This is a genomic window from Streptomyces sp. Xyl84 (genome assembly GCF_059731885.1).
Genome location: NZ_AP029182.1, coordinates 4987757 through 5003225 on the forward strand (window position 1 = coordinate 4987757; position 15469 = coordinate 5003225).

A 15469-nucleotide genomic window follows, 5' to 3' on the forward strand; every position below is an offset into this window, starting at 1 on the left:
TCCCGGGTTCAGGTCACGTCGACGGTGATCGTCTTGGAGTGCGTCGCCCCGTGCACCACGCGCAGGTGCTGCTTGCCCTTGGCGGCGAGCTTGGTGGTCACCGTGTAGGTGTTGCCCTTCTTGACCACCGTGGTCGCGCGCAGCGTCGTCCACTTGCCGTTGTTCAGGTGCTGGACGGTGAGCTTGGCGCCGGCCGCCATGTCGGCGGTGCGGCCGGTGAGCGTCACGCTCTGCCCGGCTTTGACCTTGGAGTGGCTGGCCTTGACCGTGATCGATTCCTTGGCCGGCATCATGCTGTGGGTCGGGCTCGGCTTGGCCTGCGGCGCGTCGTTCGCGGCCAGGGCGGTGGCCGACCCGGCCGACACGAGGGCGGCGGACAGGGCGCCGGCGGCGAGCGCACGGACCCAGCGGCGGCTGGTGGTGACAGACATGGTGGTCTCCCGTTGGTCGACGGATTCCCCCCTGCGGCGCGATGGCCGCCCCGGGGGGCTGCTCGCGCTCCTCCAGATTTGCCCGGGTTCGTTCGCGCGGCATGTCGGCGGGCTCCGGAACTGGTCGGTAAGGAGACGGCTTTGAGGTAAATCGGCAGGTCAGAGGGGTGGATCACTTGACCTGTTTCTTACCTTTGACCATTCGGTCACACACGGTGACGATTTCCGGCCGTCAGCCGATCGTGCGGGGCAGCCGCAGGCTCAGCAGGCCCGTCAGGACGATCCCGGCCAGCTGGACGAGCAGGGTGATCACCAGCGCGTCCCGCATGCCGAGGCCGGGGACCAGGGACAGGAACAGCGTGCCCAGGGTGGCCACGCCCAGCGCCAGCGAAGACTGCTGGGCGGTGACCATGACCCCGCTGCCGACGCCCGCCCGTGCGGCCGGCACCTCGGAGAGGATGATCCGGAAGATGACGGGCAGCTGCATCGCCTGCCCCGCACCGGCCACGGCCGCACCCGGCAGCAGCTCCGTGAAGCCCACCTGCGGCCAGGACTCCCGGACGGTCAGCGCCAGCAGGCCCACGCCCGCCAGCTGCACGACCGCGCCCGCCGTCACCACCCGCGTGCCGTACCGGGCGACCAGCCGGGGCCCGGCCAGCGAGACGAGGAAGAAGGCGACGGCCATGGGCGCGAGCGCCAGCCCCGCCGGGACCGGACCGAGGCCGGCGCCCTGTTGCAGCGCCACCGCGATGACGAACATGAAGCCGCTGAACCCGACGGAGAACGGCACGATCAGCGCGAGGCCGCGGCGCAGGGACAGCAGCCGGAACAGGCTCGGCGGCACCAGCGGCGTACGGCCCTGCCGGTCCGCGCGCCGCTCGACGGCGTAGAACCCGGCGGCCGCCAGCGGGAAGGCGGCCAGCGACAGCCACGTCCACAGCGGCCAGTGGGCCGCGCGGCCCTCGGTGAGCGGTACCAGCAGGGTCAGCAGGGAGGCCGCCAGCAGGACCGTGCCGGGGCCGTCGACCGGCTCCGGGTGCTGCGAGCGGGTCTCCGGGACGGCCCTGGCGGCCAGCACCAGGCCGACGAGGGCGACGGGCACGTTCACCAGGAACACCGAACGCCAGCCGGTGCCCCACAGGTCGGCCGCGACCAGGACACCGCCGAGGATCTGCCCGGCCACCATGGACAGGCCGGCCGTCGCGCCGTACAGGCCCATCGCTCTGGCCCGGCGGCGGCCCTCGGTCGCCGCCTGGATGGTGGCGAGGACCTGCGGCAGCATCGCCGCCGCCGCCGCGCCCTGCGCCACCCGCGCCCCGACCAGGGACCAGGCGTCCGGCGCGAGACCGCAGGCCAGCGAGGTCAGGCCGAAGGCCGCCATGCCGCCCAGGAAGAGCCGGCGCCGGCCGAAGAGGTCGCCGAGCCGGCCGCCCAGGACGAGCAGCACGGCGTAGGCCACCCCGTAACCGGCCACGACGAGTTCGAGGACGGCCTCGCTCGCGTGGAGGTCCTTGCCCATCGTGGGCAGGGCGACGTTGACGATGAAGAAGTCGATGAGGGGGAGTGCCGCGCCCAGCAGCACCGTGAACAGTCCGGGGCCGCCCAGCGCCGGGGGCGCCACGGCCGTGCGGACGGTGCGGGAGGAGATGGTTCGGGTGGTCACGCATCCGAGCCTGCGACCGGAGCGAGACAGGTACCAGAGTGTCCTTATCCTGGTAGCCGGAGTACCTGGAAACAGGGTCGGCGCGGCGGCAGGCTGGAGGCATGACCACCATGGCCCAGGAGACGGCGGCACGGACGGCGACGGCGGAGCCGGCGGTGAGGACGGCCCCGGCAGGGACGGCGGCGGCCGCGGCGGCACCGCGGGCGGCGGCCGTACGGGAGGCTGCGCGCGTCCCGGCGGCACCGGGGGCCGGCGCGGCGCCCGGCGGCCCGGCCGGCGCCGGGCAGGAGCAGGCCGGGCGGCTGCGGGAGTCCGCGGCCTCCGAGATCCGGCGGCACGAGCTGGCCGCCTTCCTGCGGCACCGGCGCGAGCACATCGCCCCCGAGCGGGTCGGCCTGCCGCGCGGTGCCCGCCGCCGCACCCCGGGCCTGCGCCGCGAGGAGGTCGCCCACCTCTCGGCGGTCGGCGTCACCTGGTACACCTGGCTCGAACAGGCCCGCGACATCCAGGTCTCCGCGCAGGTCCTGGACGCCCTCGCCCGCACCCTGCTGCTCGACCCCAGCGAGCGCGCCCACCTCTTCCGGCTCGCCGGTGCCACCGATCCGGCGCCGACGACCACCTGCCCGTCGGTCACCCCGGCCCTGCGCGCCCTCCTGGAACAGATCGAGCCCTACCCGGCCTGCCTGCAGAACAGCAGGTACGACATCCTCGCCCACAACCGCACCTACGGCCTGCTCCTGTGCGACCTGGAGGCGGTGCCGCCCGAGGACCGCAACTGCATGATCCTGGCGTACACCAACCCGCAGTGGCGCTCGTCGATCGTGCACCTGGAGGAGGCCACCCGGATCATGGCGGCCCGCTTCCGGGCCGCGATGGCCGGCCACCTCGCCGACCCGGCCTGGAAGACGCTGCTCAAGCGGCTGCGCGAGTCGCCCGACTTCCGCGAGGCCTGGGACCGGCACGAGGTGGTCGCGCCGGCCGGCAAGCGCAAGGAGTTCCGCAACGCCCGCGTCGGCCGCCTCACCGTCGACCAGACCGACCTGTGGCTCAGCCCGGAGGCGGGCCCGCGCATGGTCACCTACGTCCCGGCGGACGAGGAGTCCCGGGAGCGCCTGGAGAAGCTGCACGCCATCGCGGTGGAACGGAACTCTTAGATTCCGCGCTCCGGTCAGGCGCCGACGCCCGCCGCCTGCCGCACCTCGTGCTCCTGGAGCCGGTCGGCGGTGCGTTCGGCGGTCCGCCGGGCCCACCGGCCGCTGGTGAGGGCGCCCAGCACCAGCACCAGCGCGCCGCACGCCACCAGCACCCACCACCCGGGCCGGGCGGCCGACACGAACGTGTCCCGGTACGAGGACGAGCCGGTCCCGGACGCCAGCAGGGCGCCGACCACCGCGACGCCGAGGGTCGAGCCGAGCTGCCGGCTGGTCGAGGCGACGGCCGCGGCGACCCCCGCCTGGGCACGCGGCATGCCGGACACGGCGGTGTTGGTGATGGGCGCGTTGACGAAGCCGAAGCCGATGCCGAACAGGACGTACCCGGCGAGCAGCGTGGCGTTCGACGTCTCGGCCTCGAAGAGCGCGAACAGCACCGCGCTCGCCGTCATCGCGGTCCCGGCGATCAGCAGCGGCAGCCGCGGCCCCCGGGTGCCGACCAGCCGTCCGGACAGCGGGGCGCACAGGAACGTGGGCGCCGCCATCGGCAGCATCCACAGTCCGGCGTGCAGGGCGTCCAGACCGCGTACGTTCTGCAGGTACAGCGTGGACAGGAACAGGAAACCGCCGAGCGCCGCGAAGCCGCTGACCGCGATGACCGTGGCCCCGCTGAACGGGGCGGAGCGGAAGAAGCGCAGGTCGATGAGGGGTTCGGTGCGGCGCGGCTCGTACCACAGCAGGCCGAGCAGCGCGGCGAGCGCGACGGCGGCGAACGGCAGGACCACGGTGGCGCTCGCGTCCGGGGCCTCGATGATCGCGTACGTCAGCGCGCCGAACAGGGCGATGACGAGCACCTGGCCGACCGGGTCGGGGCGGCGGGCCCTGGGGGCGCGGGACTCGGGGACGAAGCGGAGGGTGAGCAGGATCGCGGCGAGGCCGACGGGCAGGTTGAGCCAGAAGATCGAGCGCCAGCCGACGGACTCCACCAGCAGCCCGCCGACCAGCGGCCCGGCGGCCATGGATATGCCGACCACGGCGCCCCACACGCCGATGGCGCGGGCGCGTTCGCGCGGGTCGGTGAAGGTGTTGGTGATGATCGACATGGCGACCGGGTTGAGCATCGAGCCGCCGACGGCCTGCACCATGCGGAAGACGACGAGCAGTTCGAGGTTCGGGGCCAGGGAGCACAGCAGCGAGCCGATGCCGAAGACGACGAGGCCGGTCATGAAGACGCGCTTGCGGCCGATCCGGTCGGCGGTGGAGCCGGCCAGCATCAGCAGGGAGGCCAGCACCAGGGTGTAGGCGTCGATCGTCCATTGCAGACCGGACGTAGCGGCGTGCAGCTCGCGCTGCAGGGAGGGCAGGGCGACGTTCAGGACGGTGTTGTCCAGACTCACGATCAGCAGGCTCATGCAGCAGATCGCGAGCACCAGCAGCCGCCGGCGGTGACTCAGCTCGGGCATGTGCACCAGCGTAGTCGATATCGATAGTGCGGTTAACTAATGACTGTTACAAGTTCGCTGCCCGTGCGGGACAATGGGGGAATGTCCACGCCCGAGTCCCCGCTCCAGATCGGCCCACACACCGTCCGGCCCCCCGTGGTCCTCGCCCCCATGGCCGGGATCACCAACGCGCCCTTCCGCACGCTGTGCAGGGAGTTCAGCGGCGGCAAGGGCCTGTTCGTCAGCGAGATGATCACCACTCGGGCCCTGGTCGAGCGCAACGAGAAGACCATGCAGCTGATCCGGTTCGACGCGAGCGAGACGCCGCGTTCGATCCAGCTGTACGGCGTCGATCCGGCGACCGTCGGCAAGGCGGTCCGCATGATCGCGGAGGAGGACCTCGCCGACCACATCGACCTGAACTTCGGCTGCCCGGTCCCCAAGGTGACCCGCAAGGGCGGCGGCTCCGCCCTGCCCTACAAGCGCAACCTGCTGCGCTCGATCCTGCGCGAGGCGGTCAGCGGCGCGGGCGACCTGCCGGTCACCATGAAGATGCGCAAGGGCATCGACGACGACCACCTCACCTACCTCGACGCCGGCCGGATCGCCGTCGAGGAGGGCGTCACCTCCATCGCCCTGCACGGCCGCACCGCCGCCCAGCACTACGGCGGCACCGCCGACTGGGAGGCCATCGCCCGCCTCAAGGAGCACGTCCCGGAGATCCCCGTGCTCGGCAACGGCGACATCTGGTCGGCCCAGGACGCGCTGCGGATGGTCCGCGAGACCGGCTGCGACGGCGTGGTCGTGGGCCGCGGCTGCCTGGGCCGGCCGTGGCTCTTCGCCGACCTGGTCGCCGCCTTCGAGGGCCGTACGGACTTCGCCGCGCGGCCCGCCCTGCGCGAGGTCGCCGACGTGATGGTCCGGCACGCCACCCTGCTCGGCGAGTGGATCGGCGACGAGTCGCGCGGCGTCATCGACTTCCGCAAGCACGTCGCCTGGTACCTGAAGGGGTTCGCGGTCGGCTCCGAGATGCGCAAGCGGCTCGCGGTCACCTCCTCCCTGGCCGACCTGCGGGCCGGCCTGGACGAACTGGACCTCGACCAGCCCTGGCCCGTCGGCGCCGACGGCCCCCGCGGCCGCACCTCCGGCAACAACCGCGTGGTCCTCCCGGACGGCTGGCTGAAGGACCCGTACGACTGCGCGGGCGTCGGCGAGGACGCGGAACTGGACACGTCGGGCGGCTGAGGCGCCCTGAGAGGGGCGCCTGTCCGCGGGGCGCGGCCCCGGGGGGAGCCCCGCGTGTCCGCGTGGCGCGGCCCCGGGGGCCTGGGGGCCGGGTGTCCGCCTGGCGAGGCCCGGCGGGAGTCCTGCCGGCTAAGTGTCCGCCTGGTGCGGCCCCCGGGGGAGCCCTGCGCCCAGGTGTCGCCTGGTGCGGCCCGGCCGGCCGGCGCGCGGACGTCCGTTCGGCGACCGGTGTGCGCGTCGCGCTGGGGCACCCGGGGCACCCGGGGCACCCCGGGCCACCCCGAGTCCTTCCGTGCGCGGTGGCGAGGAGCGCGGGCCGCTCCGGGGGAGGGGAAGAGAGCCCACCGGATCCGTACGGTCCGCCGGCCGGCGCCCTTCAGGACCGGTGGGCACAAACCCGGCGAACGGGGTGCCGGGACCGCGCCGGACCCCTCCGCCGGGTTCGCCCGAACGGGTGGCCCAGGAGGTCCGCATGGTGGAATCCGGGCGCGTATGGCAGCGTGATTCTCGCCACCCTTGATAAGGGGTGCGCTCACATGAGCGGATTATCGGCGTCTGCACTTCTCCAAGGAGTGGCACTCAGTGCCACCCCTCGATCGTTCAGCGATCGAAATCACCCGTGCCTGTAGCCGCTCATGTGAGCGCCAGGACGGGTTCATGGGCAGCGGCCCGTTCAAGAAGTGAAAACATCCGGCCCTGACGACTTGCCAAGCCTTGACTTTCGATCCGCTGGCGGACCGCTGGTTACGGGCGCATGACGCACGAGTGGACGTACCCACAAGCCTTCGATCTGGGTATGTTCCTCGCCGTCAGGGCAGCCACCGCGTCCTCGAGGAGTCGAGACCCGTGTCGGAAAACAAAGATCCCCAGGTACCCGCGCCGGGCGGGAGCGTTGAGGGCGTGAAGTTCGTCTACGACTTCACCGAGGGCAACAAGGACCTCAAGGACCTCCTCGGCGGCAAGGGCGCCAACCTCGCCGAGATGACCAACCTGGGCCTCCCCGTCCCGCCGGGCTTCACCATCACCACCGAGGCCTGCAAGGTCTACCTGGACAGCGGCGAGGAACCGGCGGCACTGCGTGACGAGGTGAGTGCGCACCTCGACGCCCTGGAGCAGCGGATGGGCAAGAAGCTCGGCCAGCCCGACAGCCCCCTGCTCGTCTCCGTCCGCTCCGGGGCGAAGTTCTCCATGCCCGGCATGATGGACACCGTCCTGAACATCGGCCTGTCCGACACCTCCGTGCAGGGCCTCGCCGCGCAGGCCGGCGACGAGCGGTTCGCCTGGGACTCCTACCGCCGGCTCATCCAGATGTTCGGCAAGACCGTCCTCGGCGTCGACGGCGACCTCTTCGAGGAGGCGCTGGAGAAGGCCAAGGAGACCAAGAAGGTCGCGGTCGACACCGAACTGGACGCGGCCGACCTGAAGAAGCTCGTCACCAAGTTCAAGAAGATCGTCAAGACCGAGGCCGGCCGGGACTTCCCGCAGGACCCGCGCGAGCAGATGGACCTCGCCATCAAGGCGGTCTTCGACTCCTGGAACGGCGAGCGCGCCAAGCTCTACCGCCGTCAGGAGCGCATCCCGCACGACCTCGGCACGGCCGTCAACGTCTGCTCGATGGTCTTCGGCAACCTCGGCCCCGACTCCGGCACCGGCGTCGCCTTCACCCGCGACCCCGCCTCCGGCCACCAGGGCGTCTACGGCGACTACCTGCAGAACGCGCAGGGCGAGGACGTGGTCGCGGGCATCCGCAACACCGTGCCGCTCGCCGAGCTGGAGCAGATCGACAAGAAGTCGTACGACCAGCTCATGCAGATCATGGAGACCCTGGAGAACCACTACAAGGATCTCTGCGACATCGAGTTCACCATCGAGCGCGGCCGGCTGTGGATGCTCCAGACCCGCGTCGGCAAGCGCACCGCCGGTGCCGCCTTCCGCATCGCCACCCAGCTCGTCGACCAGGGCCTCATCGACGAGGCCGAGGCCCTGCAGCGCGTCACCGGCGCCCAGCTCGCCCAGCTGATGTTCCCGCGCTTCGACGACAAGGCGAAGGTCGAGCAGGTCGGACGGGGCATCGCCGCCTCCCCGGGCGCGGCCGTCGGCAAGGCCGTCTTCGACTCCTACACCGCCGTCAAGTGGTCCCGCTCGGGCGAGAAGGTCATCCTGGTCCGCCGCGAGACCAACCCCGACGACCTGGACGGCATGATCGCCGCCGAGGGCATCCTGACCTCGCGCGGCGGCAAGACCTCCCACGCGGCCGTCGTCGCGCGCGGCATGGGCAAGACCTGTGTCTGCGGCGCCGAGGAGCTGGAGGTCGACACCAAGCGCCGCCGGATGACGGTGCCCGGCGGGCACGTCGTCGAGGAGGGCGACGTCATCTCCATCGACGGCTCCTCCGGCAAGGTCTACCTGGGCGAGGTGCCGGTGGTCCCCTCCCCGGTCGTGGAGTACTTCGAGGGCCGGATGCACGCCGGTGCCGACGACGCCGACGAACTGGTCGAGGCCGTGCACCGCATCATGGCCTTCGCCGACCGCAAGCGCCGGCTGCGGGTGCGCGCCAACGCCGACAACGCCGAGGACGCGCTGCGCGCGCGCCGCTTCGGGGCGCAGGGCATCGGCCTGTGCCGCACCGAGCACATGTTCCTCGGCGACCGCCGCGAGCTGGTCGAGCGGCTGATCCTGGCCGACACCGAGGCCGAGCGCGAGGAGGCGCTCAAGCAGCTCCTGCCGCTGCAGAAGAAGGACTTCGTCGAGCTGTTCGAGGCGATGGACGGCCTGCCGGTCACCGTCCGCCTGCTCGACCCGCCGCTGCACGAGTTCCTGCCCGACATCACCGAGCTGTCGGTCCGCGTGGCGCTCGCCGAGTCCCGCCAGGAGCCGCACGAGAACGAGCTGCGCCTGCTCCAGGCCGTGCACCGGCTGCACGAGCAGAACCCGATGCTCGGCCTGCGCGGCGTCCGCCTCGGCCTGGTGATCCCGGGCCTGTTCACCATGCAGGTCCGCGCCATCGCCGAGGCCGCCGCCGAGCGCAAGGCCGCCAAGGGCGACCCGCGCGCCGAGATCATGATCCCGCTGGTCGGCACCGTGCAGGAGCTGGAGATCGTCCGCGAGGAGGCCGACCAGGTCGTCGCGGAGGTCCAGGCGGCCACGGGCACGGAACTGAAGCTGGCGATCGGCACGATGATCGAGCTGCCGCGCGCCGCGCTCACCGCCGCCCAGATCGCCGAGGCCGCCGAGTTCTTCTCCTTCGGCACCAACGACCTGACCCAGACGGTGTGGGGCTTCAGCCGCGACGACGTCGAGGCGAGCTTCTTCACGGCGTACCTGGAGAAGGGCATCTTCGGCGTCAGCCCGTTCGAGACGATCGACAAGGACGGTGTCGGCTCGCTGGTCGCCGCCGCCGCGAAGGCCGGCCGCGCCACCCGCCCCGACCTCAAGCTCGGCGTCTGCGGCGAGCACGGCGGCGACCCGGAGTCCGTCCACTTCTTCCACGAGGTGGGCCTGGACTACGTCTCCTGCTCCCCGTTCCGCATCCCGGTCGCTCGCCTGGAGGCGGGCCGCGCGGCCTCCGCCTCGGAGGGCAGCGACCACCGGTGACGCCGGTGTGAAGACCCCGGAGTCCTCGTCGTGGTCCCCGACCCTCACTACCGATTGCGGCGGGGACTCCGGTTCACGGAGAAAGGGGCGGCATCCTTGTGCGGGGATGCCGCCCCTGTCGTGCGCGTCCCGCGGCGGACGCGGGTGCCGGGCGCGTTCAGTCGCTGTCGACGTGCTCACGCACGACGTTGCCGTTGGCCACGTCGATGTCGTAGGTCGTCTTGTGCCAGTCCTTGGGCGTGACGACGTCGACCGCCCAGACGAGCTTGTTGTCGTGCTCGTCGAGGTCGACGCCGGTGACCGTGCCCTTGGTCCTGCCGGTGGCCGTCTGCACGGCCTGCGCGGGCGTCCGGGTGGCCTTCTTCAGCCGGTCGGCGACCTTGCGCTTGTCGCCGGCGTCCTGGTCCGACTCGACCGCCTTGCGCGACACCTTGCCGGTGGCGGCGTCGACGTCCACCCGGTGGACCGTGCCGTCGGCGGCGGCGACCTTCGTCTCCCACTCCGCCGCGCCCGCCGAGGGCGAGGGGCTCCCGGTGCCGGCGCCCGGGGACGCGGGGCTCGGGGACGCGGCGCCCGGGGACGCGGCGCCCGGGGACGCGGGGCTCGGGGACGCCGCACCGGGGGAGGTGGCCATGCCCGGCGACGAGGTGGAGTGGTGCGAGGCGTTCTTCAGCTCGATGGAGACCAGCTTGCCCCCGGACACCTCCTTCACGGCGGTGTCGGCGGCCTTGTCCCAGCTCACGTGCGTCTGGGCGAGCAGGTCCCGGCGCTCGGCCTGGTCCTTGGTCAGCGAGGCGGACGGGGAGGGGGAGGACGGTGCCGTGGCCGAGGCCGACGTGGGACTGGCCTCGGCCGCCTCGGCGACACTCGACCCGGTCGAGCCGTTCGAGCAGGCGGTCATCAGCAGGGCGGAGCCGCCCAGAGCGCAGATCGCGACGATCGAACGCAGGGGCGGAATACGGAGCGCGGTTGTCATACCACTGTGGGTAACCCCTGCGTGTGAGGCCGACACGGACCCGCCGCCGGAACCACCCCAACGGCCCACGCACCCCGTCACCTGCGGCTTCTCCGTCCCCTGCCCGGCGCCGGACCTGCTGCCGGGCCGCCCCCGCGACCGGCCGCCGCGCTCGCGCTCCGCGCCCGCGCCGAGCGCCCCCGGGGTGGCCAGAAGTGCGGTCTTGACCCGTACACACGGCTGCCACGCTCCTGTCGTAATCACCGTGCATGGTTGATCGTTGGGCCGGGCACGGTGCGGGTACGGCCGTGCGGGCGGGCAGCGAGGACGAGCGTCAGGGGGCGTACATGACCATCAGCCGCAGAGCACTGCTCGGCGCCGGGGCCGTCGCGGGCGGCGGGCTGCTCGCCGCCTGCGGGAGCAACACCGGGCGCGGGGACGGCGGCGGGGGATCGGGACCGGAACTGACGCAGTGGTACCACCAGTACGGCGAGAGCGGCACCGAGCAGGCGGTGAAGCGGTACGCCGCCGCGTACGGCAAGGCCCGCGTCACCGTCCAGTGGCGGCCGGGCAACTACGACCAGCAGACCGCCGCCGCGCTCCTCACCGACTCCGGCCCGGACGTCTTCGAGGTCAACGGGCCCACCCTGGACCAGATCCAGGGCGGCCAGGTCGCCGATCTCACCGCCCTGCTCGACGGCGTCAAGGACGACTTCAACCCGGCGGTGCTCACCCCGAAGACGTACGGCGGGAAGATCTGGGGCGTCCCGCAGGTCATCGACATGCAGATGCTCTACTACCGCAAGAGCCTGCTCCGGGACGCCGGGCTCCGGCCCCCGGACACCCTCGACGCCCTCGTGGACGCCGCCAGGAAGCTCACCACCAGGAAGACCAAGGGACTCTTCCTCGGCAACGACGGCGGCGCGGGCGTCCTCGGCGGAACACCCCTGTACGCGGCCGGACTCCAGCTCGTCACCGAGGACGGCAGGCCCGGCTTCGACGACCCGGCCGCCGCCCGCACCCTCGCCAAGGTCCGCCAGCTGTACGCCGACAAGTCCCTGCTGCTCGGCGCCCCCGCCGACTGGTCCGACCCGTCCGCCTTCCTCCAGGGCCTGACCGCCATGCAGTGGTCGGGGCTGTGGGCGCTGCCCCAGGTGCAGAAGGAACTCGGCGACGACTTCGGCGTGCTGCCCTTCCCCGCGGACGGTCCCTCCGGCCGTCCGGCCGTGCCCGTCGGCGCGTACGCCGCCGCCGTCAGCGCCCGCAGCCGCCACCAGGACGCGGCCAAGGAGTTCGTGAAGTGGCTGTGGGTGCGGCGCACCGACGACCAGGAGGACTTCGCTCTCTCCTACGGCTTCCACATCCCGGCCCGGATCTCGCTCGCGAAGAAGGCCGCCAGGCTGCGCACCGGCGCCGCCGCCGACGCCGTGCGCCTGACCACCGACCACGGCTACGCCCAGCCCCTGCTGTGGACCCCGGCCGCCCAGACCGCCTACCAGGACGCGCTGAGCCGGATCATCAAGGACGGGGCGAATCCGGACAGCGAGCTGAAGACGGTGCTGCGGAAGGTGTCGGCCGAACTCGACCGTGTGAAGAAGAAGCCGTGAGCGCGGCACCGACGGGCAACACACCGGCCGGGAAGGCCCCCGCCGGGAAGACCCCGGCAGGGAAGGCGCGGACCGGGACGGCTCCGGCCGCGAACGTGCCGCCCGTGAGGGCGCGGGAGGCCGTGGGCACGCGGGAGGACGCGAGCGCCCGGGCCGTGCGCCGGCGGCGCACCCTCTGGTTCTGGGTCTTCGTCGGGCCCTTCGCCGCCGGCCTGGCCCTGTTCACCTACGTCCCGCTGCTGTGGAGCGTCGCCCTCAGCTTCTTCGACGCGCACAACACCGTCACGCCCACCCGCTTCACCGGGCTGGACAACTACACCGCGATGCTGAAGGACGACGCCTTCCTCGACAGCCTGCGCACCTTCCTCCTCTTCACGGCGTTCATCGTCCCGGCCACCTACGCCCTCTCCCTCTGCCTCGCCCTCATGGTCAACCGGGTGCGCCGCGCGCAGGCGTTCTTCCGCTCGGTGTTCTTCCTCCCGGCCGCGTGCAGTTACGTGGTCGCCGCCCTCGTCTGGAAGATGTCGATCTTCAACGGGGTGCGGTTCGGGCTCGCCAACACCGTCCTGGACCTCTTCGGCGCCGACCCGGTGGCCTGGCTGTCTACCACCGACCCGCCCTGGTACTGGCTGGTCATCGTGACCGTACGGCTGTGGCTCCAGGCCGGTTTCTACATGATCCTGTTCCTGGCCGGGCTCCAGCGGATCGACCCCGTGCTCTACGAGGCCGCCGCCGTGGACGGCGCCCGCCCCGGCCGGCAGGTGCTGCGGCACATCACCCTGCCGCAACTGCGCGCCACCTCCGTCGCGGTGGTCCTGCTCCTCGTCATCAACGCCTTCCAGTCCTTCGACGAGTTCTACAACCTGCTCTCCGACGCCCGCGGCTACCCGCCCTACGCCCGCCCGCCGCTCGTCTACCTCTACTACACCGCCCTCGGCCAGGGGCAGAACCTGGGCCTCGGCAGCGCGGGCGCGGTGATCCTCGCGCTGATCATCGCCGTCGTCACCCTGGGGCAGGCCCGCTGGTTCGGGCTGGGAAGGACGGACGCCGATGGATGACGCCCTGGTGCGGGTGGGCCGCGCGCTGCGGCTCGCCCTGCTGATCGCGCTCGCGCTGCTCTTCCTGGTCCCCTTCTACCTGCTCGTGCGCAACGGCCTGGCCAGTGAGCAGGACATCACCTCGCCCGAGTGGACGTTCTTCCCCGCCCACCTGCGCTGGGGCAACGTCCGCGAACTCTTCACGGACACCTCCGTCCCGTTCGCCCGCTCGCTGCTCAACTCCGCCCTGATCGCCGTCGCCACCACCCTCGGCACGGTCCTGCTGGCCTCGCTCGCCGGGTACGGCCTCGCCCGCATCCCCTACCGGCACGCGAACAAGGTCTTCTACGCCGTCCTCGGCACCCTCATGGTCCCGGCCGCCGTGACCTTCGTCCCCAGCTTCGTCCTGGTGTCGTCCCTGGGCTGGATCTCCACCCTGCGCGGCCTGATCGTCCCGACGCTCTTCTCCGCCTTCGCCTGCTTCGTCTTCCGCCAGTACTTCCTCGGCTTCCCGCGCGAGCTGGAGGACGCCGCCCAGGTCGACGGGCTCGGCCCCTGGCGGACGTACTGGCTGGTCGTCGTGCCGAACGCGCGGCCGGTGTTCGCGGCGGTCGGCACGATCGTCTTCATCGGCGCCTGGAACGCCTTCCTGTGGCCGCTGGTGATCGGCCAGGACCAGAGCGCCTGGACGGTCCAGGTCGCCCTGTCCTCCTTCACCACCGCCCAGGTGGTGCGCCTGCACGAGCTGTTCGTGGCGGCGGCCGTGTCGATCCTGCCGCTGCTGGTGGTGTTCCTGTGCTTCCAGCGGTGGATCGTGGCCGGGGTGGAACGGTCCGGCATCGACTAGCCGGCCGTTCCCGGGGGCCGGGGCGGGTCAGAGGGATCCGCCGCTGTCGACCACCAGGTCGGTGCCGACCAGGGAGGCCGCCTCGCCGGAGGCCAGGTACAGGATCGCGGCGGCGACCTCCTCGGTGGCGGAGACCCGGCCGAGCGGGAGGGTGTCCCGGGCGCGTTCGGCGCGGTCCGCTTCCGTCTCGCCGGCGCGCAGCGACATCGTGGTGGCGGTGGCGCCGGGGCTGACCACGTTGATGCGCACGCCGTCGCGGACGTGGTCCAGCGCGGCACCGCGGCTGAGCGCGGTCACGGCCGCCTTGGTCGCGGAGTAGGCGGCGGCGCCCGGGGAGGTGGCGTGGGCGCCGAAGGTGGAGGAGACGTTGACGATCGCGCCGCCGGACGGCTGGGTCCGCATCCGGCGGATCTGCGCCTGCAGGGCCAGGTGGACGCCGGTGACGTTGACGGCGAGCTGGGTGTGCCAGTCCTCCTCCGTCAGCTCGGCCAGCGGCTGCCCGCCCCGGAACACACCGGCGTTGTTCACGGCGACGTCGAGCGAGCCGAAGCGGTCCACGGCGGCCTCCACCAGCGCCGCCGCCTCACCGGGGCGGGAGACGTCCGCGGTCACCGCGAGCGCCTTGCCGCCCGCCTCCTCGATCAGCGCGACCGTGCCGGCCAGCGGCCCGGGGCGGCGGCCGGCGACGACGACGTGGGCGCCCTCGGCGGCGAACGCGAGGGCCGTCGCGCGGCCGATGCCGGAACCGGCGCCGGTGACGAGGACGGTGCGGTCCTGGAAGCGGCCCGCGGACCGTGTGCTCACCGTAGTCATGATCTCCCCTTTTTATTGACCGATCGGTTCAGTATGAGGGCCGAAGGAAACGCGCCCGGCGACAGGCGCGTTCCGCGGTCCGCTGCTCAGTCCAGCAGTGCCAGGGCCTGCTCCGCCGCGTCCCGGACGCGGGCCGGGTCCGCCGACGCCTTGCCGACCACCCGCAGACCCTGCATCAGCACCAGCAGGGTGCGGGCGAGGGCGAGCGGATCGCGCCCGGCGGGCAGCTCGCCCTGGGCCCGGGCGCGGACCAGGGCCGCGTGCAGCAGGGTCTCCAAGTGGTCCCAGTTGCGCTCCACGTGCCGGGCGGCGGCCGGATCGTGCGCGGCCAGCTCGGACGCCGTGTTGGTGACCATGCAGCCGTGCAGGCGCAGCTCGTCGTGGGCCGCCTCCGCCGCGTAGCGCCGTACGACCGCGCGCACGCCCGGCAGCGCGGGACCCGGCTGGGACAGCTCGCTCACGATCCGCCCCATGCCCCCCTGCTCGTAGCGTTCCAGCGCCTTCAGGTACAGCTCGTGCTTGCTGCCGAACGTCGCGTACAGGCTGGCGCGGCCGATGCCGAGGTGCGCCACGAGGTCCGCCATCGACGTCGCCTCGTAGCCGCGCCGCCAGAACAGCTCCAGGGCCGACTGCAGCGCGGCGTCCGGATCGAATTCCTTGGTCCTGGCCACGCCGTGGAGCCTA

Annotated in this window: 12 protein-coding genes; 6 read left to right on the plus strand and 6 right to left on the minus strand. The window is 72.4% G+C overall.

Annotated elements, in window-relative coordinates; all coding sequences use genetic code 11:
• Positions 1 to 8: 8 nt before the first annotated feature.
• Both AC6I72_RS21625 and AC6I72_RS21630 read right to left on the minus strand, forming a co-directional pair.
• A complete protein-coding gene (locus AC6I72_RS21625) occupies positions 9 to 431 on the minus strand; it encodes a hypothetical protein (RefSeq protein ID WP_498002775.1) in 423 nt (140 codons plus the stop codon).
• A 232-nt stretch (positions 432 to 663) separates the two neighbouring features.
• Positions 664 to 2094 carry an MFS transporter gene (locus tag AC6I72_RS21630; protein WP_498002777.1) on the minus strand — a complete coding sequence of 477 codons (1431 nt, stop codon included), beginning with the start codon at positions 2092 to 2094 and terminating at the stop codon, positions 664 to 666.
• A gap of 101 nt (positions 2095 to 2195) precedes the next feature.
• Here AC6I72_RS21630 and AC6I72_RS21635 point away from each other — a divergent pair, with 101 nt between their 5' ends.
• Complete coding sequence (locus AC6I72_RS21635; RefSeq protein ID WP_498002778.1) at positions 2196 to 3248, plus strand: helix-turn-helix transcriptional regulator; 1053 nt, start codon at positions 2196 to 2198, stop codon at positions 3246 to 3248.
• A gap of 14 nt (positions 3249 to 3262) precedes the next feature.
• Here the strand turns inward: AC6I72_RS21635 and AC6I72_RS21640 are convergent, their stop codons facing one another.
• Positions 3263 to 4708, minus strand: a complete 1446-nt coding sequence (locus tag AC6I72_RS21640; protein ID WP_498002779.1) for an MFS transporter — start codon at positions 4706 to 4708, stop codon at positions 3263 to 3265.
• Positions 4709 to 4789: 81 nt separating this feature from the next.
• On the opposite strand from AC6I72_RS21640, the gene dusB reads away from it, so the two are divergent.
• Positions 4790 to 5932 (plus strand): tRNA dihydrouridine synthase DusB, encoded by a 1143-nt coding sequence (gene dusB / locus AC6I72_RS21645; RefSeq protein ID WP_498002780.1) that lies wholly within the window; start codon positions 4790 to 4792, stop codon positions 5930 to 5932.
• A gap of 846 nt (positions 5933 to 6778) precedes the next feature.
• A complete protein-coding gene (gene ppdK / locus AC6I72_RS21650) occupies positions 6779 to 9526 on the plus strand; it encodes a pyruvate, phosphate dikinase (RefSeq protein WP_498002782.1) in 2748 nt (915 codons plus the stop codon).
• A gap of 157 nt (positions 9527 to 9683) precedes the next feature.
• Here the strand turns inward: ppdK and AC6I72_RS21655 are convergent, their stop codons facing one another.
• Complete coding sequence (locus tag AC6I72_RS21655) at positions 9684 to 10502, minus strand: PepSY domain-containing protein (RefSeq protein WP_498002783.1); 819 nt, start codon at positions 10500 to 10502, stop codon at positions 9684 to 9686.
• Positions 10503 to 10828: 326 nt separating this feature from the next.
• Between AC6I72_RS21655 and AC6I72_RS21660 the strand changes: the two genes are divergently transcribed.
• The 3 genes from AC6I72_RS21660 to AC6I72_RS21670 all read left to right on the plus strand — a co-directional run bounded on the left by AC6I72_RS21660 (position 10829) and on the right by AC6I72_RS21670 (position 13972).
• A complete protein-coding gene (locus AC6I72_RS21660; protein WP_498004765.1) occupies positions 10829 to 12088 on the plus strand; it encodes an ABC transporter substrate-binding protein in 1260 nt (419 codons plus the stop codon).
• Positions 12089 to 12243: 155 nt separating this feature from the next.
• Positions 12244 to 13146, plus strand: coding sequence for a carbohydrate ABC transporter permease (locus tag AC6I72_RS21665; protein WP_498004766.1), 903 nt, complete (start codon positions 12244 to 12246; stop codon positions 13144 to 13146).
• Positions 13139 to 13972, plus strand: a complete 834-nt coding sequence (locus AC6I72_RS21670) for a carbohydrate ABC transporter permease (RefSeq protein ID WP_037854283.1) — start codon at positions 13139 to 13141, stop codon at positions 13970 to 13972. Before AC6I72_RS21665 ends, AC6I72_RS21670 begins: the two co-directional genes overlap by 8 nt.
• Before the next feature lie 27 nt (positions 13973 to 13999).
• Here AC6I72_RS21670 and AC6I72_RS21675 read toward each other — a convergent pair whose 3' ends face one another.
• Together AC6I72_RS21675 and AC6I72_RS21680 are read right to left on the minus strand one after the other, a co-directional pair.
• Positions 14000 to 14785 (minus strand): SDR family NAD(P)-dependent oxidoreductase, encoded by a 786-nt coding sequence (locus AC6I72_RS21675; RefSeq protein ID WP_498002785.1) that lies wholly within the window; start codon positions 14783 to 14785, stop codon positions 14000 to 14002.
• Between the two features lie 86 nt (positions 14786 to 14871).
• A complete protein-coding gene (locus tag AC6I72_RS21680; RefSeq protein WP_498002787.1) occupies positions 14872 to 15456 on the minus strand; it encodes a TetR/AcrR family transcriptional regulator in 585 nt (194 codons plus the stop codon).
• Between the last annotated feature and the right edge of the window lie 13 nt (positions 15457 to 15469).

Bases quoted from the DNA above. Each gene is read 5' to 3' on its own strand.
- AC6I72_RS21625 (WP_498002775.1), bottom strand. From the start codon at position 431: ATGTCTGTCACCACCAGCCGCCGCTGGGTCCGTGCGCTCGCCGCCGGC.
- AC6I72_RS21635 (WP_498002778.1), top strand. From the start codon at position 2,196: ATGACCACCATGGCCCAGGAGACGGCGGCACGGACGGCGACGGCGGAG.
- AC6I72_RS21640 (WP_498002779.1), bottom strand. From the start codon at position 4,708: ATGCCCGAGCTGAGTCACCGCCGGCGGCTGCTGGTGCTCGCGATCTGC.
- dusB (WP_498002780.1), top strand. From the start codon at position 4,790: ATGTCCACGCCCGAGTCCCCGCTCCAGATCGGCCCACACACCGTCCGG.
- AC6I72_RS21655 (WP_498002783.1), bottom strand. From the start codon at position 10,502: ATGACAACCGCGCTCCGTATTCCGCCCCTGCGTTCGATCGTCGCGATC.
- AC6I72_RS21660 (WP_498004765.1), top strand. From the start codon at position 10,829: ATGACCATCAGCCGCAGAGCACTGCTCGGCGCCGGGGCCGTCGCGGGC.
- AC6I72_RS21670 (WP_037854283.1), top strand. From the start codon at position 13,139: ATGGATGACGCCCTGGTGCGGGTGGGCCGCGCGCTGCGGCTCGCCCTG.
- AC6I72_RS21675 (WP_498002785.1), bottom strand. From the start codon at position 14,785: ATGACTACGGTGAGCACACGGTCCGCGGGCCGCTTCCAGGACCGCACC.